The following is a 20,195-nucleotide window of genomic DNA, read 5'->3' on the forward strand; positions in this document are numbered from 1 at the left end:
TCGGGCAGCCACCGTGCAGGACCCGACGCTAGGTGGCGTGGCGTGGATCACGTGACGCACGTCCCACTGATCGGAAGAAATTAAGACGCGCATCTGAACCCGGTGTTCCCGGCCGTGGACCGGGGGGTGCTGGAGGAGCGTGCCGCGACGCGGTAGCGATGGCAGTACGACGCGTGGCACAGGTAGGAGCCGCCGCGCAGCACCCGCCGGGTGCCTGCGGGCGGACCGGCCGGCGCGAGCAGCGGCGCCCCGACGGAGCTCGGCGAGAACCAGTCCGCGCACCACTCCCAGACGTTGCCGGCCATCTGCAGAAGCCCATAGCCGTTGGGCTCGTAGGAGTGGACCGGGGCGGTGCCCAGGTGTCCGTCGGCGAGGGTGTTGGCGTGCGGGAAGTCGCCCTGCCAGATGTTGCAGCGCCAGCGCTCCTCACCGTCGGGGCCCACCTCGGTCAGCCGGTCGCCCCACGGGTAGCGCCTCCCGTGCAGGCCGCCGCGCGCGGCGTACTCCCACTCGGCCTCGGTGGGCAGCCGCGCGCCGGCCCACGCGGCGTACGCCGTGGCGTCGCGCCAGGACACGTGCACCACCGGGTGCTCGGACAGGGCCGCGGCGTCCGAGCCGCGCCCCGCGGGACGGCGCCAGTCGGCGCCGCGGACCACCAGCCACCACGGCGCCTGGTCCACCGCCCGCACGACGTCGGCGTCCGGGCCGGTGTGGGCGAGGTGGAAGACCGCGCTCAGGCCGGCCAGCTCGGCGTCGGTGACGTGCCCGGTGGCCTCGACGAACTCCGCGAACTGCGCGTTGGTCACGGTCGTGGCGTCGAGGTGGAACGACGCCAGCATCACCGCCCGCACCGGGCCCTCCCCGTCCTCGGGGTAGCCCTCCGCGAAGTGGTCCCCCATCGCGAACCCGCCGCCCGGGATCGGCCGGCGCCCGGCCCGCCGAGCCGGCGAGCGGGTCGCGGCGTCGCGGGGGCGTTCGGGCTGCTCCGGTCGCTGCGGGTCCGGCGCGAGCCCGCCCGGGGAGCAGCAGCCGCTCACCCGTCGAGCTCGATGTCGACGCGCTCGATCCGCCCGCCGGCGAACGGGTAGCTGACCGGGTAGTCGCCGACCGGCGAGCCGGTGGTGAGCCCGATGTCGAAGGTCTCGTCGATGGAGAAGATGGCCGGCGGGGTGACCGCGACCCGGCCCTCGTCCACCGCCTCGCCGTCCACCACCAGGGTGATCGTGGCGCCGCGCCCGCGCCCGCCGCCGTCGTACTTCAAGGTCACCTCGACCTGGTGGCGTCCCGCCGCCAGCGGCGCGCCGCGCAGCTCCAGCTCTGCCATCTCGAAGGTGCGGTAGGTCAGCACGGGGCGGCCGTCCTGGCTCAACCACAGCGACCAGCCGGCGGCGCGGCCGCCCATCGTGGCCACCACCCCGCGCACGCTCGCGTCGGCAGCCACCTCGAGCCCGGCGCGCAGGTGCCAGGAGCGGCCCAGCATCCGGGGCGCGTTGCTCTCGGGGATGCCGACGGTGCCCGCGTGGAAGGTGAAGCTGGTGCGGTCCTCGACCAGGTTCGGCATCGGGGTGCGCGAGACCCGGGTGTCGCGCAGCGGCCAGATGCCGACCCGCTCGGCGTGCCGGCCGAACAGCTCCACCAGCTCCGCGAGCCGCTCCGGCTCCTGCGCGGCGAGGTCGTGGGCCTGGCTGAAGTCGGTGGTCAGGTCGTAGAGCTCCCACACGTCGTCCTCGAACGGGCGCGGGCGCCCCGGCGGCAGCCCGACCGTCCAGGGCACGCCCCCGTGGTGGGCCGAGGCGAGCCAGCCGCGGTGGTAGACCGAGCGGTGGCCGTTGACCTCGAAGTACTGCGTCTGGTGCTCCTCGGGCGCCTGCGGGGAGTTGAAGGAGTACACCAGGCTGGTGCCGTCCATCGGCAGCTGCTCCACGCCGTCGACGCTGTCGGGGGCGGCGATCCCGGCGAGCTCCAGGACCGTGGGCGCGAGGTCGTTGACGTGCGCGAACTGCTCGCGCATCCCGCCCGGCTCGTGGATCCCGGCCGGCCAGGTCAGCACCATCGGGTTGCGGGTGCCGCCCAGGTGCGAGGCGACCTGCTTCATCCACTGGAACGGCGCGGTCATCGCCCACGCCCAGCCCGCGGGGTATTGCGCGTAGGAGTCGGGGCCGCCGATCCGGTCGAGGCCGGCCAGCTGCTGCGCGGTGGACTCCTGGAGCCCCTGCAGCGCACCCATGTAGTTGAGCGACCCGGGTGGCCCGCCCTCAGCGCTGCTGCCGTTGTCGCCGACGATGTAGCAGAACAGGGTGTCCTCGAACTGGCCGCTGGCCTCGAGCTCGTCGACGAGGCGGCCCAGGTGGGTGTCGGTGTGCTCGAGGAAGCCCGCGTAGACCTCCATCAGCCGGATCGCGACGGTGCGCTCGTCGTCGTCGAGGTCGGCCCAGGCCGGGATCTCCTCGGGTCGCGGGGTCAGGTCGGTGTCGGCCGGCAGCACGCCGCGTCGCTTCTGCTCGTGCAGGATCCGCTCGCGCATCGCGTCCCAGCCCTCGTCGAAGCGGCCGGCGTACCGCGCGCTCCACGGGCCGGGTACGTGTAGCGGCGCGTGCGTCGCGCCCGGGGCGAGATAGAGGAAGAAGGGCCGCTCGGGGGTCATCGCGCGCTGCATCCGCACCCACTCGATCGAGCGGTCCACCAGGTCCTCGGTGAGGTGGTAGTCGTCGCGGTCAGGCCGCTCGACAGGCCGGGTGCCCTCGTAGAGGGTCGGCTCGTACTGGTGGGTCTCGCCGCCGAGGAAGCCGTAGAAGGTGTCGAAGCCCTGCCCGGTGGGCCAGCGGTCGAACGGGCCGACCTGGGAGGACTCCCAGGCCGGCGCCAGGTGCCACTTGCCGATGCAGGCGGTGCTCCAGCCGTGGTCCTGCAGGATCGTCGCGAGTCCGGCGGTCTCCGCGCGCAGCACGCCGCGGTACGCCGGGTGGTCGAAGGCCGAGTTCAGCACCGTGCCGACGCCGGTGACGTGCGGGTCGCGGCCGGTGAGCAGCGAGGCGCGGGTCGGCGAGCAGATGGCGGTGGTGTGGAACCGGTTGTAGCGCAGGCCCCGCGCGGCGAGCCGGTCCAGGGTGGGGGTCGCGATCACGCCACCGAACGTCGCGGGCGCGCCGAAGCCGACGTCGTCGAGCAGCACCACGACGACGTTGGGTGTGCGGGTGGCGGGGGTCATCTGGGCTCCTGGTCCGCGCTAAGATACGTGTCTTACGCCGGACGCTAAGACAGCCGCCTCAGGGCGTCAACGGTCCGTCCCGCTCGGCGACAGGCGACGAGGAGCGGGGTTGAGCGAGGTGCAGTGGTGAGCGAGGCCCAGGACGCCCGGGAGCGGATGATCGAGGTCGCCGAGCGGCTCTTCGCCGAGCAGGGCGTGGGCGCGGTGTCGCTGCGCACCGTCGGCCAGCACGCGGGGCAGCGGAACAACTCGGCCGCCCAGTACCACTTCGGCTCCAAGCAGGGGCTGGTGGACGCGGTCGTGGCGCTGCGCTCGGTGCCCATCGACCAGCGCCGCGCGGCGCTGATCGCCGACCTGGCCCAGCAGCAGCCGGACGTGCGCTCGCTGGTCCGGGTGCTGGTCTACCCGCTCGCCGAGAGCCTCCGAAGCTCGGCGCCGCGCACCCACTACCTGCGCTTCCTCGCCAACGCGATGGACGACTACTCGCTGGCCGACTCCTGGCGGGTCAGCCAGGTCCAGCCGCCCTCCTTCCGGGCCACCGTGCGCCAGCTGCGCTGGATGATGCCCTCGCTCAGCTCGGAGGTCTTCGAGCGGCGGATGCGCTGGGTGGCCCGGATCAGCCTGCGCCTGCTGGCCGACCACGAGCAGGAGCTGGCGATCCGACCGGAGACGGCCGCCAGCACCGGTGAGGTGCTGGCCGACCTCGTCGAGATGATGGTCGCGCTGCTGGAGGCGCCCCAGCGCCCGAGCGAGGCCCGGCCGCTCTGAGGCGCTTGGGCGGGCCCTGCCGGTCTCAGCCGAAGTGGGCCTGTCCGCCGTCGAGCGGGATCGTGGCGCCGGTGAGGTAGCGCATGTCCGGGCCGACCAGCGCCACCACGGCGCGGCCGATGTCGTCCTCGCAGTCGCCGATGCGCTTCATCGGGATCGAGGCGACGAACTCCTCGGCCTCCTCGGGGTGCGCCTCGGTCCACCACTTCAATCCCGGCGACAGCGCGTGCGGGGCGATGCAGTTGGCGCGGATCCCGTCGGAGGCCCACTCGACGGCGGCGGTGCGGGTCAGCGAGCGCAGCGCCTGCTTGGCGGCCGCGTAGGCGCCGTAGTTGCTGAGGTCCCAGCGCACCATCGCGGAGGTGACCAGGTTGATGATGTTGCCGCCGCCGCGCTGGACCATGTGCGGGTGGCACGCGCGCATCAGCGCGAACGCGGCGAACGGGCCGCTCACGAACCCCCGCGAGAACGCGCGGTCGTCGAGGTCCAGCAGCGGGCCCTGCGCCCCGTCGTAGGCGTTGTTGACGAGGATGTCGACGCCGCCGAACTCCGCGACGACCTCGTCGACCACCCCGGCGAGGGTGTCGGTCTTGAGCACGTTGCAGGCGAACGGCTCGGCCTTCACGCCGCGCTCGCGCAGCCGCGCGCAGGTGTCCTCCAGCTTGGCGAGGGTCCGGCCGAGCACCGCCACGTTCACCCCCTCGGTGGCCAGCGCGAGGGCGATGCCCTGGCCGACCCCCTGGCCGGCGCCTGTCACGATCGCGACCTGTCCCTCGAGCGTGTCCATGGTTCTCCTCGGTGTGGTGGCGCCCGGTCGCCGGCGACGGAGCGGAGCCGTCACCGTAGGAAGCGCCGGCGCACCCGGCTCCGGATCCATCCCGATCACCGGGAGCGCCGGCGTTCCCGGCAGAGGCCGGGCGTTGGATGAGCGCCATGGGAAATCGGCTTGCAGGACGCGTCGCGGTCATCACCGGCGGCGGCGACGGGATCGGCGCCGGCATCGTCCGGCGCTTCGCCGCGGAGGGTGCCCGCGTGGTGGTCGCCGAGCTCAACGAGGAGACCGGCCGGGCCACCGCCGAGGAGGTGGGCGGCACGTTCGTGCGCACCGACGTCGGGGACCGCGCCCAGGTCGAGGCGATGGTCGACACCGCGCTCACGACGTACGGCTCGGTGGACATCCTGGTCAACAACGCCTGGGGCGCGGGCAACGTGGGCCGGGTCGAGCACAAGACCGACGAGATGCTCGAGGCCGGCTTCCGGGTCGGCTACTACGGGCCGTTCTGGGCGATGCGCGCGGCGTTCCCGCACATGAAGGCGCGCGGCTGGGGCCGGGTGGTGAACATGGTGAGCCTCAACGGCGTCAACGCCCACATGGGCTCGCTGGAGTACAACAGCGCCAAGGAGGCGCTGCGCACGCTGACCCGCACCGCGGCGCGCGAGTGGGCGCCGACCGGCGTCACCGTCAACGCGCTCGCGCCGGGTGCGAAGAGCGCGGCGTTCCGGCGGATGATGACCGAGCACCCCGAGCTCGAGGAGTCCGCGAACCGGGCCAACCCGATGGGACGGATCGGCGACCCCGACGACGACATCGCGCCGGCCGCGCTGTTCCTGGCCTCCGAGGACTGCCGCTACGTCACCGGCAACACGCTCTTCGTCGACGGCGGGAGCCACATCAACGGCGTCAGTTGGGCGCCGGACCTGGGCGAGTGAGGCCCTGACTGGCAATCTGGGCATATGAAGGATGAGCGTTGGCCCAGTTGGGTGTACGACACCGGCGAGGAGCCGGACTACTCCTCGAGCCTGGCCAACGAGCGCACCTTCCTCGCCTGGATCCGGACCTCGCTCACGCTGATGGCAGGCGGGGTCGGCCTCGACGCCGTGAACACGCGACTGCCTGAGGGGCACCAGCGCGTCCTCGCCGGGCTGTTGGTGGCGTTCGGGATCCTGTGCGCCCTCGGCGGGTGGGTGCGTTGGGCTCGCGGCGAGCGGGCGATGCGCCGCAGCGAGCCGTTGCGCTCGCTGGGCTTCGGGGCACCGTTCGCGGTGTCGCTGGCGGTCGTGGCCGTCGCGCTGATCCTCCTGGGCATCTGAGATGCCCGCGCCCGGCAGCGACGGGGAGATCAACGAGCGCACCGCGCTGGCCTGGCAGCGCACCGCCGTCGCGCTGATGGCCGGCTCCATCGCGCTGGCGCGGGTGAGCACCGACGGCGCGGGAGACATCGTGCTGGTCCCGCTGGGTCTCGCCGTGGTGCTCACCGTCTGGGTCTTCATCGAGACCCGCGACCGCTACGACGAAGAGGTCGGCCTGAGTGCCCGGCCGTTGCGGCGCGGCGGGCGGGCGCCGTTGGGCGTGGCCGCGGCCACCGCGCTCCTGGGCGTGACCGAGCTGACCGCGCTCGTCCTGCGCTGAGCCTGCCTCGCTACCGTGTCTCGACGCGCGGCCGTCCCTGCGTGCGACCCGTCCCGACGAACCTGCCGAGGTGCCGATGACCGCCAGCCGCGTGCTGCCCACCGACGAGGCCACCGACCTGCTCCGGCTGGTCCGCGAGCTCGCCGAGCGCGAGCTGGCGCCGCGCTCCGCGCAGGCCGAGGCCGACGAGGAGTTCCCCCGCGACATCTTCCGGATGCTCGGCGAGACCGGGCTGCTGGGCCTGCCCTACCCCGAGCAGTACGGCGGCGGCGCTCAGCCCTACGAGGTCTACCTGCAGGTGCTCGAGGAGATCGGCGCGGTCTGGTCGAGCGTCGGCGTCGGGGTCTCGGTGCACGCGCTGTCCTGCTTCGGGCTGGCCACCCGCGGCACCGAGGAGCAGAAGCAGGCCTGGCTGCCCGACATGCTCGGCGGCCAACTGCTCGGCGCCTACTGCCTCTCCGAGCCGCACGCCGGCTCCGACCCCGCGGCGATGCGCACGACCGCGCGCCGGGTCGGCGACGAGTACGTGCTCAACGGCGCGAAGGCGTGGACCACGCACGGCGGCCAGGCCGACTTCTACAAGGTGATGGCCCGCACCTCCGAGGACCGCAACGGCATCTCCTGCTTCCTCATCCCCGCCGACACCCCCGGCCTGGTCGCCGACACCCCCGAGCGCAAGATGGGCCTGACCGGCTCCACCACCGCGACGATGCTCCTCGACGACGTCCGGGTGCCCGTCGAGCGTCGCCTCGGCGACGAGGGTGACGGCCTCAAGATCGCGCTGGCCGGGCTGGACTCCGGGCGCCTCGGGATCGCCGCCGTCGCCACCGGCCTGGCGCAGGGGGCGCTGGACCGCGCCGTCGCCTACGCCCAGGAGCGCGAGACCTTCGGCAAGCGGATCATCGACCACCAGGGCCTGGCCTTCGTCCTGGCCGACATGGAGGCCGCCGTACAGAGCGCCCGGGCGACCACCCTGCACGCGGCTCGCCTCAAGGACCGCGGCCTCCCCTTCGGCCGCGAGGCCTCGATCGCCAAGATGGTCGCCACCGACAACGCGATGAAGGTGACCACCGACGCCGTCCAGGTCCTCGGCGGCTACGGCTACACCCGCGACTTCCCCGTCGAGCGCTACATGCGCGAGGCCAAGGTGATGCAGATCTTCGAGGGCACCAACCAGATCCAGCGGATGGTCATCGCCCGCCACCTCGACAAGGCCGGCGCCGGCCGCATCGCCACGGACCCGGGGCTCGGGCTGGGGTGAGGGCGGGGCTGCGGGGGTGCTGCGGCGCTGCGGGGGCGGGCTGGCGCTGACGGGGCCTTCGGGGCTGGCGGGGCTCCTGGGACTGTCGGATTCACGAGTTAACTCGTGAAACCCGTACTTCCCACGCGAAGGAACACGTGGGAAGTACGGGTTTCGTGTGGCCAGTACGGCGTGCGGGCGGCGCCGCGCGTCATGCGGCCCCGGCGGCGCGGCGGCGCTGACTTTCCCGCGGGATCGGGCGGGGGCGGATCGGGCAGCGACCGTTCAGAAGGAAAACTCGCCGGCGCCCACGCCTGAGGCGGCTGCGCAGGGCCGCGTTTTCCTTCTGAACGGTCGCTCTCCCCGCGCCCACCCGTTCGCCCCTCCTCGGCGGCCCCTCCTGCGCGGCCCCTCCTCGGCGACCCCTCCTGCGCGGCCCCTCCTCGGCGGCCCCTCCTGCGCGCCCCCTCCGCGGACCCTCCTCCGCCACCCCCCATCGCCATCCCGCCCCAGCCCCGCCCCAGCCCCCGCCGCACCCCAGCACGCAACCCCCACCCACCCACCTCGCCCCCTAGGGTGGACGTGACCCACGCCACGTCGCGCCACTCGAGGAGAGCCGCATGCCCGAGCCGTCCCCCGTCCTCCAGGCCCGTCAGCAGTCCCTCGGCGACCTCCCCCGCCGTACGGCGCGGCGGGTGCCGGCCCGCACCGCCCTCGTCGACGGCGACGTGCGACTCACCTTCGCCGAGCTGGAGGCGGTGGTGGACCGGACCGCGGCGGCGCTGGCCGCGCAGGGGCTGGTCAAGGGCGACCGGCTGGCCCTGCTGAGCCACAACTGCTGGCAGTTCGCGGTGCTCTCCTTCGCGACCGCGCGCCTCGGCGTGGTGTTGGTGCCGATCAACTTCATGCTCGGCGGCGACGAGATCGCCTACATCCTCGACCACAGCGGGGCCTCCACGTTCGTGGTGGAGTCCGCGCTGGTGCCGGTCGCCGAGCGGGCGATCGCGGCGTCGACGGGCACGGTGACGCGGCGGGCCGTGATCCAGCCGGCCGCGACGGCGGCCGGGGCGGCTCCCCCGGCCGGCTGGCACGACGTGCAGGACTGGTGCGACCACGACGGCGCCGCGCCGCCGGTGCACGTGGACGACGACGACCCGATCCGGCTGATGTACACCTCCGGCACCGAGTCGCGGCCCAAGGGCGCCCAGCTGTCCAGCCGCTCGCTGCTGTGGCAGTACGTGTCCTGTGTCGTGGACGGGTCGATGAGCGCCGACGACGTCGACCTGCACACGCTGCCGCTCTACCACTGCGCGCAGCTCGACTGCTTCCTCGGCCCGGACGTCTACCTGGGCGCGACCAGCATCATCCTGCCCGGCCCCGACCCGGCGGCGATCCTGCGCACCATCGAGGCCGAGCGGGTCACCAAGTTCTTCGCGCCGCCCACGGTGTGGATCGGCCTGCTGCGCGCCCCGGAGTTCGAGACCGCGGACCTGTCCAGCCTGCGCAAGGGCTACTACGGCGCCTCCGCGATGCCGGTCGAGGTGCTCAAGGAGATCCGCGAGCGGCTGCCCGAGGTCGACCTGTGGAACTTCTACGGCCAGACCGAGATGGCCCCGCTGGCCACGATCCTCGGCCCCGACGAGCAGCTCTCCCACGCGGGCTCGGCCGGCCGGGCCGCGCTCAACGTGGAGACCCGCATCGTCGACGACCTCGACGCGCCGGTGCCGGCGGGGACCGTGGGCGAGATCGTGCACCGCTCACCGCACGCGACGCTGGGCTACCACCGCGACGAGGCCAAGACCGCGGAGGCGTTCCGCGGCGGCTGGTTCCACTCCGGGGATCTGGGCTACCTCGACGACGAGGGCCGCCTCTACGTCGTGGACCGCAAGAAGGACATGATCAAGACCGGCGGCGAGAACGTCGCCAGCCGCGAGGTCGAGGAGGCGATCTACGGCCTCGCCGACGTCGCCGAGGTCGCCGTCTTCGGGGTCAGCCACCCGCACTGGGTGGAGGCGGTCGCCGCGGTGGTGGTGCCCAAGGCCGGCACCACCCTCACCCCCGACGACGTCCTCGCGCACTGCCGCTCGGTGCTCGCGGGCTACAAGGCGCCCAAGTACGTCGTGGTCGCCGACGCCCTGCCCAAGAACCCGTCGGGCAAGATCCTCAAGCGCGAGCTGCGCGCGGCCCACGCGGACATCGCCCAGGCCTGAGCCCCCTCAGAACCGGCGGCTGCCGCCCGAGCGACGCGTCGAGCGCCGGCTGGACCCGCCGCCGGAGCTGCGCCGGCGCGACGACGTCGACCGCGACCGGCTCGAGCCCGACCCGGAGTCCGAGTCGCCCTCCCACACGAACGAGACCGGCCGGCGCTGCCGGGGCGCGGACGGCCGGGCCGTCGGCGAGGAGGAGTCGAAGTCGCGCGGCGAGGCGCGGCGTACCCGCTCGGCCTGCTCGTCGGCGAACCGGTCGTCCTGCCAGTAGCCGTTGAGGTAGGGCCGGCTGGTGCGCCCGACGTCCCAGTAGAACCGCCGGTCGCTGCCGATCTTCACCGTCCGCGTCGTCGGGGTCCGCTTGGCCTCGACCTGGGCCCGGCAGTCGACGCACACCGGCACGTGCCGCTCGGTGCCGCGCGCGGGCGTGAACAGCTGCTGGTCGACGCTGGGCCCGTGCCGGGGGTCGAAGAAGCACGGCGCGGTACGGCGCGGCACCGGCTTGCCGCGGCGCAGCGCGTCCACCACGGTCAGCTCGTAGCGGGCGTCGGCCAGCCGGGTGACCACCCCCTCCACGTCCTCCGAGGTGCTCATCGTGTCCAGGCGCTGCCGGGCCGCCTCGACCAGGTCCAGCACGGTGCGCGCCCGCTGCGCCTCCGGCGAGTCGGCCGGCGCCGGCGGCAGCGCGGAGACGGTCGCGGAGAGCTCGATGACCTCCTCGTTCAGGGGCTCGCGCCAGGCGTCGGCGACCGCGGCGTCGGCCCGCCGCCGGGTGCGGACCCGCCGTCCCACGACCACGCCGCCGCCCACCACACCCGCGACACCGACGCCGCCCGCGGTCCAGGCCACGATGGCGCCGACGTTGGCCTCCTCGTCGTCGACCTCCGCGACGAACTCCGTCAGCATCCGCCCGTACTGGGGCGCACAGCAGTCGACGGCGCTGTCCACGGCGTCCTCGACCTTGTAGAACGGCCGCTCCTCGGCGAACTGGTACGCGGTGAACGAGCGTCCGTCCTCCGGGCTGTCGGCCGCGACCAGCACCGCGTACGTGCCGTCCACCCCGACCCGGTCGTAGATCTGCCCGACGAGCTCGGAGGGGTCGTAGACCAGGTTGTCCTCCTGGTTGGCCCACGTCACGGGGTCGTCGATGACCAGGGACTCGGCGGCGAGGACCGCGATCCGCACCGGCCCGGGGGTCTCCGCGGTCGCCTCGTCGAGCTCGGTCGCCGCCGCCGGGGTCAGGTCCCCGTTCGCGTGCACCCGCGGGTCGACGTACACCCCGGGCTGCGCGAGCTCGATGGCCACCTGGTCGAGGTAGGCGTCCGCGGTGCCGCCGTTGCGGGAGCCGATCGAAGGTCCGTCGGAGAGCTCCTCGCCCGAGCAGCGCCCGAGCAGGGCCATCGCGAAGACGACCAGCACCACGCCGGGGACCACCACATTGGCCAGGTTGATTCTCATTCAGCTCATCCGATCGAGACAGGGGCGGCAGACGGGGACGGGGCGCTCGACGCCGCCCGGGGGCGACCAGCGGGCATCGGTGACCGAGACGCCGTGCTCGGCGTCGACGAAGCAGGGCACCCGACGCGGCGGTGGCGCCGTGCCGGCGAGTCGGGCGCGGGCGCAGGCCAGCTGCCAGCGGGCGTACTCCACGACCTCGCCGATCTGGCGCAGCTCCTCGTCGGTGGTGAGCGCGTCGACGCGGCGCGAGGCGTCGTAGTAGGCGTCCAGTCCGGCCCCGACGTGCGCGGCCACCGCCGGGTCCGTGGTCGGCAGATCCTCGCGGTCGATCTCCTCGCCGAGCCGGGTGACGTCCTCGCGGGCCAGGGCGGCGCGCTCCTCGACGGTGTCGTGCTCGTCGGGCTGTACGGCGAACGCCGGGCGGTAGTCGGCGGGGCCGGCCCAGCGCTCCTCCTCGCTGGTGGCGCGCGAGCGGACGGTGCCGCGCCGGCGCCCCACCAGCACCCACAGCAGGGCCCCGGCCAGCGCCGCGACGCCCAGCCCGAGCAGGAGCCATCCCCACCTGAAGCCGTCGTCCTCGCCGCCCGGGGCGCCGAGCCCGTCCAGGACGCCGTTGAGGATCTGCTCGACCTGGCCCAGGGTGTGCTCGTCGACCTCGTCGGCGACGATCCCCCCGATCGGGTCGTCGGTGCCGTAGGCGGCGCCGTAGGTGCCCGCCCCGCTGAAGCTGACGACGTAGACGCCGTCGCGGCCCACCTGGTCGGCCACCCCGTCCACGAACGCCATCGCCTGCGCGGGGTCGCTGGTCCCGGGCATCGCGGAGAGCGCCGCGGCCGGGACCACCGCGACGTACACGTCCTTGCGCCAGCCGTCGATGCGCTCGGCGAGCGCGTCGGCCTGCGCGGTGCTCAGCGCGCCGCTGTCGTCGCTGAGGTGCACCGGCCCCTCGGCCAACGCGCGCGCGACCTCGGTGACGTAGTCGGTGGCGGCACCGGCGCGGGCCGGCAGCGCCGGCACGAGCGCGAGCATCAGGAGGACGATGAGCAGCCGGCGGGTCACGCGGCAGTATCTACCGCCGCTCGGGCCCTCCCAAACCGCGCTCCACGCGCTCAACGCGCTCAACGCGCTCAACGCGCGAAGGTGGGCTTCTCCTTGGCGACGAAGGCGCGCACGCCCTCCGCGAAGTCGTCGCCGGTGTAGACCTCGCGCAGCAGCTCGTCGTCGCCGGCCGGCTCGGCCTCCAGGACCCGGGCCCGCGCGGTCAGCTGCTCCTTGGTGGCGCGCAGGGTGACACCGGAGGCGGTGAGCAGGCCCTCGACGACCGCGTCCACCTCGGCGGTCAGCCCGTCGGCGGGCACCACCGACATCAGCGCGCCCGCCGCGTAGGCCCGCTCGGCCGACGTCAGCCGGGAGGTCAGCAGCATCTCCCGGGTCAGCGACTCCCCGAAGACCGCGGCGCAGCGGTAGACCACCGACGCGGACAGCGCGTTGCCCAGGGTGCGGGCGATCGGGTAGCCGAAGCGCGATCCCTCGGCGGCGATCCGCAGGTCGCAGTGGGTGGCCACGGCGAGCCCGCCGCCCACGCAGACGCCCTCGATCGCCGCGACGGTCACCTGGGGCAGCTCGAAGAGGGCGCGCAGCAGCTCGCGGATCCAACCCTCGTAGGCGACCGCGTCGGCCTCGACGAAGTCGCTGATCTCGTTGCCGGCGGCGAACGCCCGCCCGCCGGCTCCGCGCAGCACCAGCACCCGCACGGACGCGTCCTCGCGCAGCTCCTCGCACAGGTCGCGCAGCTGGGTGTACATCGCCTTGGTGAAGGCGTTGTGCCGCGCCGGACGGTTGAACACCACCTCGACGACGCGGTCGCGACGGTGGATCAGCAGCTCGGCGGGCTCTGCGTGCTCAGTCACGCGCAGGAGCCTAGGCCACCGGGGCGGCCCGCCCGGCGCCGTTCCTCCAGGCGGTCAGTCGCGCAGGAACGTGACCGCGTCGGCGACCTCGGCGCGCGAGGTGCGGAACCGGTTCACCGGGTCCTCGAGGTCGGCGTAGCCGAACGACACCGCGCAGACCACCAGCCGGTCCTCGGGCAGGTCGAGGAACTCGCGCACGTGGTCGGAGTACATCGCGATCGCCGCCTGGGGAACGCATGCCAGCCCGAGGGTGTGCGCGGCGTGCATCAGGTTCGCCACGTAGCCGCCGCAGTCGATGGCGCCGTACACGCCCTGCTCGCGGTCGGTGGTGATCACCGCGACGTGCGGCGCCCCGAAGAAGCTGTAGTTCCTCAGCATCTGCGCGAGCCGCGCCTCCTGGTCGCCGCGGTCGATGCCGAGGCTGGCGTAGAGCGCGTAGCCGCCCTCACGGCGCCGCTCCTGGTAGACGCCGTGGTAGCCCGCCGGCATCGGCAGGTCCGAGGTCTGCGGGTTGGCCAGCACGTGCTCGCCCAGGCTCTTCGCGAAGCGTCGCGTCGCCTCGCCGCTGGTCACGTGCACCTGCCACGGCTGGGTGTTGCACCACGAGGCGGTGCGCTGGGCCAGGGAGAACATCCGCGTCATCACGTCGTCGGGGACCTCCTCGGCGAGGAACGCGCGGCAGCTCCAGCGCTGGTCCATCAGCTCGGGGAAGGAGGGGGCCGCGGAGGCGTCGTTGACAGTCACGCTGTGAGCGTACGACGCATCAGGTGGCGGAGGTCACACGGGGGATGTCGGCGGCGGACCTAGACTCTGGTGACCTCAGGGTCACCCCCGCCCGACCGTCAATCCCGCCCCTGCCCGCCCCTCCCCCGAGGACGTCCGCCGTGAAGCTCTCCTCCCGCAGGACCGCCGCGCCCGCCGCGGCGCCGGCCAGCGCGGGTCGCGACCTGGCGCTGGTCGCGATCTTCGCCGGCGTCATCGCCGCGCTGGGCGCGATCCCGGCGATCGTCCCGTTCGGGGGGAGCGTCCCGATCACCGCCCAGTCGATGGGCGTGATGCTCGCCGGCGCGCTGCTCGGCCCGCGCCGCGGCGCGATGGCGGTGCTGCTGCTGCTGGGGCTGGTCGCCCTCGGCCTCCCGCTGCTGGCCGGCGGCCGCGGCGGGCTCGGCGTCTTCGCCGGCCCGAGCGTCGGCTACCTGCTCGGCTACCCGGTGGCGGCCTTCGTCATCGGCTGGCTCACCCAGGTCGCGGGCGCGCCGTACCGGCTGTGGACCGGCATCGCCGCCAACCTGCTCGGCGGCGTGCTGGTGCTCTACGCCTTCGGCGTGCCGGGCACCGCGATCCGCACCGACACCAGCCTGTGGGCCGCCCTGGTCGCGGCGCTGGTGTTCCTGCCCGGCGACGTCGTCAAGGCGGTGCTGACCGCGCTCGTGGCGCGCGGGGTGCACACCGCCTACCCGGGCCTGCTGCGCACCCGTCGGCGCGCCGCCACGCCCGCGCACCCGACCGGGACCGCCTGACCCGATGTCCGCAGCACCGGTCCACCCGCCCGTCGAGGTCCTACTGGCCCCCGACCCGGTCGCGGCGTTCCTCGACGCCCACCGCGCCGGGCGCGACGTCGTGCTGACCACGTCCGGCTCCTCGGCACACCCGCGTCACGTCGTGCGCAGCACCGCCTCGTGGATCGACTCCTTCGCCGTCGTCGGCGACCTCGTCGACCTGGACTCCGACAGCCTGGTCTGGGTGCCGGGGCCGGTCACCTCGACGATGAACCTGTTCGCCGCCGTGCACGCCGCCTGGGTCGGCGCCACCCAGGTCGCGACCCTCGCCGACCGGCCCACCCACGCCCAGCTCACCCCCACCGCACTGCGCGGGCTGCTGCGCGCCGACCCGGCCGCGCTGGCCGGGGTGAGCGTGCTGGTCGCCGGCGACGGCCTCGACCCCGCGACGTACGACGAGGCGACGGCGGCCGGCGCCCGCGTCCAGCACTACTACGGCGCGGCGGAGCTGTCGTTCGTGGCGTGGGGCCCGCACGCCGGCGAGCTGCGCGCCTTCCCGGGCGTCGAGGTCGAGGTCCGCGACGGCGAGCTGTGGGCCCGCTCCCCCTACCTGGCCCGCGGCTACCTCCCGCCCGTCTCGCGGCCCGGCTCCCGGGCCAGGACCCCGCGCGGCGACCAGGGCCCGCTGCGGGTGGACGCCGACGGCTGGGCCACGGTCGGCGACCTCGGGGCACTCGTGGACGGCCGGGTCGTCGTGCACGGACGCGCGGGCGGGATCACCACCTCCGGGATGACCGTGCAGATCTGCGACGTCGAGCGGGTGCTGCGCGCCGAGGCGCGCGGGCAGGTCGTGGTGGTCGGCACCCCGCACCCCGAGCTCGGCGAGGTGGTCACCGCGGTGCTCACCCGCGCCGACGACTTCGCGGCCCTGCGCGCGGTGGCGCGCACCGATCTCGCCCCCGGCCAGCAGCCCCGCCGGTGGTACCACCTCGAGCAGCTGCCCGCCTCGACGGCCGACAAGGTGGACCGCGCGGCGCTGGCCCGGGCCGTCGTCGCACCGGGTGCCGCGCGACCTCTGGTCTGAGGGAGCACTAGCGTGGCCACGCCATGACCTCTTCCGCTCCGGTGATCGTCGCCGCCCTGCGCACCCCCATCGGCACCGCCGGCCGCTCGCTGGCCGGCCTGGACGCCGCCGGGCTGGCCGCGCCCGTCCTCGCCGCCCTGGTGGAGCGCGCCGGCCTCGCCCCCGACGCGATCGACGACGTGGTGCTCGGCAACTGCATGGGCCCCGGCGGGGACGTCGCCCGGGTCGCGGCGCTGGCCGCCGGGCTGCCGCTCGCCGTACCCGCCCTCACCGTGGACCGGCAGTGCGGCAGCGGCCTGGCCGCGATCGACGTCGCGGCGGCGATGGTGCGCGGCGGCGCCCGGGTGGTGCTGGCCGGCGGCGTCGAGTCGGCCTCCACCGCTCCGTGGCGCTCCTGGCCGCCGGCGGCGCCGGGCGCCGAGCCGGTGCGCTACCAGCGGGCCCCGTTCGCCCCCGCCGGACCCGACGGCGACGGCGACCCGGAGATGGGGCTGGCCGCGGACCTGCTCGCCGCCGAGCACGGCGTGACCCGCGAGCGCCAGGACGCCTACGCCGCCCGCTCGCACGCGCTGGCGCTGGCCGCCCGCGCCGCCGGCTGCTACGACGAGGTGCTCGCCGTGGCCGGGCACCTGGACGACGACCGCCCCCGCCCGGAGCTCGGGGTGCAGCGGCTGGGCCGGCTGCGCCCGGCGTTCCGTGCCGGCGGCACCGTCACCGCCGGCAACTCCTGCGGCATCAGCGACGGCGCCGCGGCGGTGGCGCTGGTCGACGCCGCCACCCATGCCCGGCTGGGGCGGCCCGGGCTGCGGGTGCTGTCCTCCGCGACGTGCGGCGTGGACCCGGCGCGGCCCGGCATCGGCCTGGTCCCCGCGGTCCGGCTCGCCCTCGAGCGGGCCGGACGCGCGCTGGGCGAGATCGACGTGATCGAGCTCAACGAGGCCTTCGCCGGGCAGGTCCTGGCCTGCTGCGACGCCCTCGACCTGGACCCCGAGCGGGTCTGCACCGAGGGCGGGGCGCTCGCGCTGGGCCACCCCTGGGGCGCCTCCGGTGCGGTCCTCGTCGCGCGGCTGTTCTCCCAGCTGGTCACCCGGGGCGCGCCGGGACGCACCGGCCTGGCCGCGATCGCGGTCGGCGGCGGCCAGGGCGTGGCGATGGTGGTGCAGTCGTGCTGATCGAGCTCAGCGGCGTCTCGCACTCCTACCCCGGCTCCGGCGCGGTGCGCCACGTGGTCCGCGACCTCGACCTGCGCCTGAGCGAGCACCGGATCGGGGTGGTCGGCGCGAACGGGTCGGGCAAGTCGACGTTCGCCCGGATGCTGAACGGGCTGATCGTGCCCACCGAGGGCACCGTCTGCCTCGACGGCCTGGACACCGCCAAGGACGGCAGGGCGGTACGCAAGCGGGTCGGCTTCTGCTTCACCGACCCCGACGCGCAGATCGTGATGCCCACCGTCGCCGAGGACGTCGCCTTCGGGCTGCGCCGGCGCGGGCTGAGCAAGGCCGAGGTCGCCGCCAAGGTGGCCGACGCGCTCGCCGCCCACGGCCTGGACGGGTTCGGCGACCACCCGGCCCACCTGCTCTCCGGGGGCCAGAAGCAGCTGCTGGCGCTGGCCTCGGTGCTGGTCACCGAGCCGGACCTGCTGGTGATGGACGAGCCGACCACGCTGCTCGACCTGCGCAACGCGCGCCGCGTCCTGGAGGTGGTCTCCGGGCTGCGCCAGCAGGTCGTGCTGGTCACCCACCACCTCGACCTGCTCGACGGCTTCGACCGGGTGCTGGTCTTCGACGAGGCCCGGCTGGTCCACGACGGCCCGCCGGCCGAGGCGGTCGCGCGCTACCGGGCCCTGATGCGATGAGCACGATCGGGCTCTACCAGCCGGGCGGGTCGGTGCTGCACCGGCTGCCCGCGGGGGTGAAGCTCGCCGCGATGGTGCTGGTCGGCCTCGGCTCGCTCCTGCTGGACACCCCCGCCCGGGTCGGGGCCGCGCTGGCCGTCGTGCTGGCCGGCTACGCGGTGGCGCGCACGCCGTGGCGCGTCGGGCTGCGCCTGGTGCGGCCGATGCTGTGGTTCTCGGTGCCGCTGGGCGTCTTCCACGTGATCGTCAACGGCCCCGAGCGCGCCGCCGTCGTGGTCGGCGTGCTCGTGATGCTGGTGCTGTTGGCCAACCTGGTCACGCTGACCACCCGCACCACCGCGCTCGTCGACGTGGTCGTCGCGCTGTGCCGCCCACTGCGCCCGCTCGGCGTCAACGGCGAGCGGGTCGGGCTGATGCTGATGCTCGGGATCCGCGCCGTCCCGATCGTGGTCGAGCTCGCCGAGCGGGTCCGCGACGCGCAGCGCGCCCGAGGCCTGGGCGCCAGCCCGCGGGCGTTCGCGGTCCCCCTGCTCGTCGGGGCGCTGCGCCGCGCCGACGCGCTCGGCGACGCCCTGGCCGCCCGCGGATTCGACGACTGAGCCGCCCGCGCTAGCCTGAGCCGACCTGCTCCCCCAGCGTCTCGAGGTCTGCGTCGATGCACCTGCTCCAGCCCGCCGACGAGGTGCGCGACCTGCTCGCGCCGTACGCCGCGGTCCAGCGCCGCCGCACCGACCGGGCCTGGGTGATGGCCAACATGGTCGGCACGCTGAGCGGTTCGGCGGCCGTCGACGGCCGGGTGGGCCAGCTGTCGGTGGGCCCGGACTCGCAGCTGTTCGTGGACATGCGCTCGCTGGCCGACGTGGTGCTGGTCGGCGCCGAGACGGTACGGCGCGAGGGCTACGGCCCGGTCCGGCTGTCCCCCGAGCGGGTGGCCGCGCGCCGCGAGGCCGGCCTGCCCGACACCCCGCCGCTGGCGGTGGTCAGCCGCTCCCTGGAGCTGGACTGGGCCGCCCCCGTCTTCGCCGACGCGCCGGCGGACCGGCGCACGATCGTGGTCACCTGCGAGTCCGCCGACCCCGCCCGGGTGGCGCGCGCCCGGGAGGTCGCCGACGTGGTCATCGCGGGCGGCGAGGCGGTGGACCCGGCCCGGGCCGTGGCCGCGCTGCACGAGCGGGGCCACCGCGTGGTGCTCTGCGAGGGCGGGCCGCGCTGGCTGGGCGAGCTGGTCGCGGCCGGCTGTCTCGACGAGCTCTGCCTGACGGTGGCGCCGGTGCTGGGCGGCGACCTGCTGCCGGTCTCGGTGGCGCCGCCGGACAGCGGCCTGCGCGAGTTCGCGCTGCGCCACGTGATCGCCGCCGACGACACGCTCTTCCTACGCTACGAGAGGGACACCGATGGCTGAGCAGGACGCGTTCTCCACGATCATGTCCTCGCTGGACACCCCGCTGATCGTGGTGACCACCGGCAACGAGACCGACGGCGTGCGCGAGTGGGCCGGCTGCCTGGTCGGGTTCCACTCCCAGGCCAGCATCGACCCCGAGCGCTACTGCCTGTGGCTGTCCAAGGCCAACCACACCGGCCGGGTCGCGCAGCGCTCGACGCACCTGGTCGTGCACTTCCTCAGCCGCGACGACCTGGCGCTGGCCGAGCGGTTCGGGACGCTCAGCGGCGACCGCGACGACAAGTTCGCCGGCCTGCGCACCGAGACCGGCCCCGGCGGCGTACCGGTGCTGCTCGACCTCCCGCACCGTCTCGTCGTACGCCGCACCAGCCTGCTCGACGAGGGTGGCGACCACCTCTGCCTGGCCACCGAGCCGGTCTCGGCGCACAGCGGCGGGCCGTTCACGCCGCTGCGGCTCTCCGACGCCGAGCACCTCACCCCGGGCCACGCCGCCGAGGAGCGGCACGCCCCGCCCACCGAGCGCGCGGCCGGCTGAGGCGGCTCAGTCGTCGTTGGGGCTCAGTCGTCGTCGCGGGTCCACCAGGCGGCCAGGCCACCGCCGAGGGCGCCGAAGAGGTGGCCCTGCCAGGAGACCCCCGGCTGGCCGGGCAGCACACCCCACAGCAGCCCGCCGTACGCCGCCAGCACCAGCACGCCGAGCAGGATCTGGCCCGGCCGGCGGGTGAACAGCCCGCGCAGCACCAGGTAGACCAGCCACCCGAAGACCAGCACCGACGCCCCCAGGTGCACCGTCCACGGGTCCGCGGTGAGCCACACCCCGAAGCCGCCGACCAGCCAGATCGTCGCGGTCACCACCGCCCAGCGCTGGACGCCGGAGAGCAGGATCAGGAACCCGAGCACCAGCAGCGGCACGGTGTTGCCGGCCAGGTGCCCCCAGCCCAGGTGCAGCAGCGGCGCGAAGAGGATGCCCGCCAGCCCCTCGTCGGAGCGTGGCCGGACCCCCCAGCCGTCGAGGCGGTTGTCGAGCGCGGTGTCGAGCAGCTCCAGGGCCCACAGCAGCGCCACGAAGCCGAGGATCACCCGGGCCGCCGTACCCCAGTCCGCGCCTCTGCGCGGCGGACGCGGCGCGGGCCGCAGCTGGCTCATACCGACAC

21 protein-coding genes are annotated in these 20,195 nt (G+C 74.6%); 13 read left to right on the forward strand and 8 right to left on the reverse strand.

What is annotated here, in order from left to right:
* Positions 1–80: 80 nt before the first annotated feature.
* Entirely contained in the window at positions 81–1,037 is a 957-nt protein-coding gene (locus AC6EI4_RS05050) for a formylglycine-generating enzyme family protein (RefSeq protein WP_498450756.1), read from the reverse strand.
* Complete coding sequence (locus AC6EI4_RS05055) at positions 1,034–3,208, reverse strand: arylsulfatase (protein ID WP_498424120.1); 2,175 nt, start codon at positions 3,206–3,208, stop codon at positions 1,034–1,036. Before AC6EI4_RS05055 ends, AC6EI4_RS05050 begins: the two co-directional genes overlap by 4 nt.
* Positions 3,209–3,334: 126 nt before the next feature.
* On the opposite strand from AC6EI4_RS05055, the gene AC6EI4_RS05060 reads away from it, so the two are divergent.
* The gene (locus tag AC6EI4_RS05060; protein WP_498424121.1) at positions 3,335–3,976 is read left to right on the forward strand and encodes a TetR family transcriptional regulator; all 642 of its coding nucleotides are present in this window, start codon (positions 3,335–3,337) and stop codon (positions 3,974–3,976) included.
* A 25-nt stretch (positions 3,977–4,001) separates the two neighbouring features.
* Here the strand turns inward: AC6EI4_RS05060 and AC6EI4_RS05065 are convergent, their stop codons facing one another.
* A complete protein-coding gene (locus AC6EI4_RS05065) occupies positions 4,002–4,763 on the reverse strand; it encodes an SDR family NAD(P)-dependent oxidoreductase (protein WP_498450757.1) in 762 nt (253 codons plus the stop codon).
* A gap of 146 nt (positions 4,764–4,909) precedes the next feature.
* Between AC6EI4_RS05065 and AC6EI4_RS05070 the strand changes: the two genes are divergently transcribed.
* The 5 genes from AC6EI4_RS05070 (at position 4,910) to AC6EI4_RS05090 (ending at position 9,836) form a co-directional block, all read left to right on the forward strand.
* Positions 4,910–5,686: an SDR family NAD(P)-dependent oxidoreductase gene (locus tag AC6EI4_RS05070; RefSeq protein ID WP_498424123.1), complete on the forward strand. Its 777-nt coding sequence runs from the start codon at positions 4,910–4,912 to the stop codon at positions 5,684–5,686.
* Positions 5,687–5,710: 24 nt separating this feature from the next.
* The gene (locus AC6EI4_RS05075) at positions 5,711–6,067 is read left to right on the forward strand and encodes a YidH family protein (protein WP_498450758.1); all 357 of its coding nucleotides are present in this window, start codon (positions 5,711–5,713) and stop codon (positions 6,065–6,067) included.
* 1 nt (position 6,068) lies between these two features.
* Positions 6,069–6,386, forward strand: a complete 318-nt coding sequence (locus tag AC6EI4_RS05080; RefSeq protein WP_498424125.1) for a DUF202 domain-containing protein — start codon at positions 6,069–6,071, stop codon at positions 6,384–6,386.
* 76 nt (positions 6,387–6,462) lie between these two features.
* On the forward strand, positions 6,463–7,647 hold the full coding sequence (locus tag AC6EI4_RS05085) for an acyl-CoA dehydrogenase family protein (RefSeq protein WP_498424126.1): 1,185 nt from the start codon (positions 6,463–6,465) through the stop codon (positions 7,645–7,647).
* A gap of 599 nt (positions 7,648–8,246) precedes the next feature.
* Positions 8,247–9,836, forward strand: a complete 1,590-nt coding sequence (locus tag AC6EI4_RS05090; RefSeq protein ID WP_498450759.1) for an acyl-CoA synthetase — start codon at positions 8,247–8,249, stop codon at positions 9,834–9,836.
* Positions 9,837–9,842: 6 nt separating this feature from the next.
* Here the strand turns inward: AC6EI4_RS05090 and AC6EI4_RS05095 are convergent, their stop codons facing one another.
* From AC6EI4_RS05095 to AC6EI4_RS05110, 4 genes are all read right to left on the reverse strand, one after another.
* Positions 9,843–11,291 (reverse strand): hypothetical protein, encoded by a 1,449-nt coding sequence (locus tag AC6EI4_RS05095; protein ID WP_498450760.1) that lies wholly within the window; start codon positions 11,289–11,291, stop codon positions 9,843–9,845.
* Positions 11,292–12,350: a hypothetical protein gene (locus AC6EI4_RS05100; RefSeq protein ID WP_498450761.1), complete on the reverse strand. Its 1,059-nt coding sequence runs from the start codon at positions 12,348–12,350 to the stop codon at positions 11,292–11,294. It abuts the gene before it with no gap.
* 68 nt (positions 12,351–12,418) lie between these two features.
* Positions 12,419–13,201 (reverse strand): enoyl-CoA hydratase-related protein, encoded by a 783-nt coding sequence (locus AC6EI4_RS05105; protein ID WP_498450762.1) that lies wholly within the window; start codon positions 13,199–13,201, stop codon positions 12,419–12,421.
* Positions 13,202–13,255: 54 nt separating this feature from the next.
* Positions 13,256–13,945, reverse strand: a complete 690-nt coding sequence (locus AC6EI4_RS05110; RefSeq protein WP_498450763.1) for a nitroreductase — start codon at positions 13,943–13,945, stop codon at positions 13,256–13,258.
* 140 nt (positions 13,946–14,085) lie between these two features.
* Here AC6EI4_RS05110 and AC6EI4_RS05115 point away from each other — a divergent pair, with 140 nt between their 5' ends.
* Genes AC6EI4_RS05115 through AC6EI4_RS05145 form a run of 7 tightly spaced genes read left to right on the forward strand, consistent with a single transcriptional unit; the run spans position 14,086 to position 19,576 of the window.
* The gene (locus AC6EI4_RS05115) at positions 14,086–14,721 is read left to right on the forward strand and encodes a biotin transporter BioY (RefSeq protein WP_498450764.1); all 636 of its coding nucleotides are present in this window, start codon (positions 14,086–14,088) and stop codon (positions 14,719–14,721) included.
* Positions 14,722–14,725: 4 nt separating this feature from the next.
* A complete protein-coding gene (locus AC6EI4_RS05120; RefSeq protein WP_498450765.1) occupies positions 14,726–15,784 on the forward strand; it encodes an AMP-binding protein in 1,059 nt (352 codons plus the stop codon).
* A 23-nt stretch (positions 15,785–15,807) separates the two neighbouring features.
* The gene (locus AC6EI4_RS05125) at positions 15,808–16,956 is read left to right on the forward strand and encodes a thiolase family protein (RefSeq protein WP_498450766.1); all 1,149 of its coding nucleotides are present in this window, start codon (positions 15,808–15,810) and stop codon (positions 16,954–16,956) included.
* A complete protein-coding gene (locus tag AC6EI4_RS05130) occupies positions 16,950–17,639 on the forward strand; it encodes an energy-coupling factor ABC transporter ATP-binding protein (RefSeq protein WP_498450767.1) in 690 nt (229 codons plus the stop codon). The genes AC6EI4_RS05125 and AC6EI4_RS05130 overlap by 7 nt, the downstream gene beginning before the upstream one ends.
* Complete coding sequence (locus AC6EI4_RS05135) at positions 17,636–18,238, forward strand: energy-coupling factor transporter transmembrane component T family protein (protein WP_498424138.1); 603 nt, start codon at positions 17,636–17,638, stop codon at positions 18,236–18,238. The genes AC6EI4_RS05130 and AC6EI4_RS05135 overlap by 4 nt, the downstream gene beginning before the upstream one ends.
* Positions 18,239–18,294: 56 nt before the next feature.
* The gene (locus AC6EI4_RS05140) at positions 18,295–19,041 is read left to right on the forward strand and encodes a pyrimidine reductase family protein (RefSeq protein WP_498450768.1); all 747 of its coding nucleotides are present in this window, start codon (positions 18,295–18,297) and stop codon (positions 19,039–19,041) included.
* Positions 19,034–19,576: a flavin reductase family protein gene (locus AC6EI4_RS05145; RefSeq protein WP_498424140.1), complete on the forward strand. Its 543-nt coding sequence runs from the start codon at positions 19,034–19,036 to the stop codon at positions 19,574–19,576. Before AC6EI4_RS05140 ends, AC6EI4_RS05145 begins: the two co-directional genes overlap by 8 nt.
* Before the next feature lie 23 nt (positions 19,577–19,599).
* On the opposite strand, the gene AC6EI4_RS05150 is transcribed toward AC6EI4_RS05145, so the two are convergent.
* Complete coding sequence (locus AC6EI4_RS05150) at positions 19,600–20,187, reverse strand: rhomboid family intramembrane serine protease (RefSeq protein WP_498450769.1); 588 nt, start codon at positions 20,185–20,187, stop codon at positions 19,600–19,602.
* Positions 20,188–20,195: the final 8 nt, after the last annotated feature.

The sequence above is a fragment of the Nocardioides sp. Z43_10 genome (assembly GCF_059766615.1).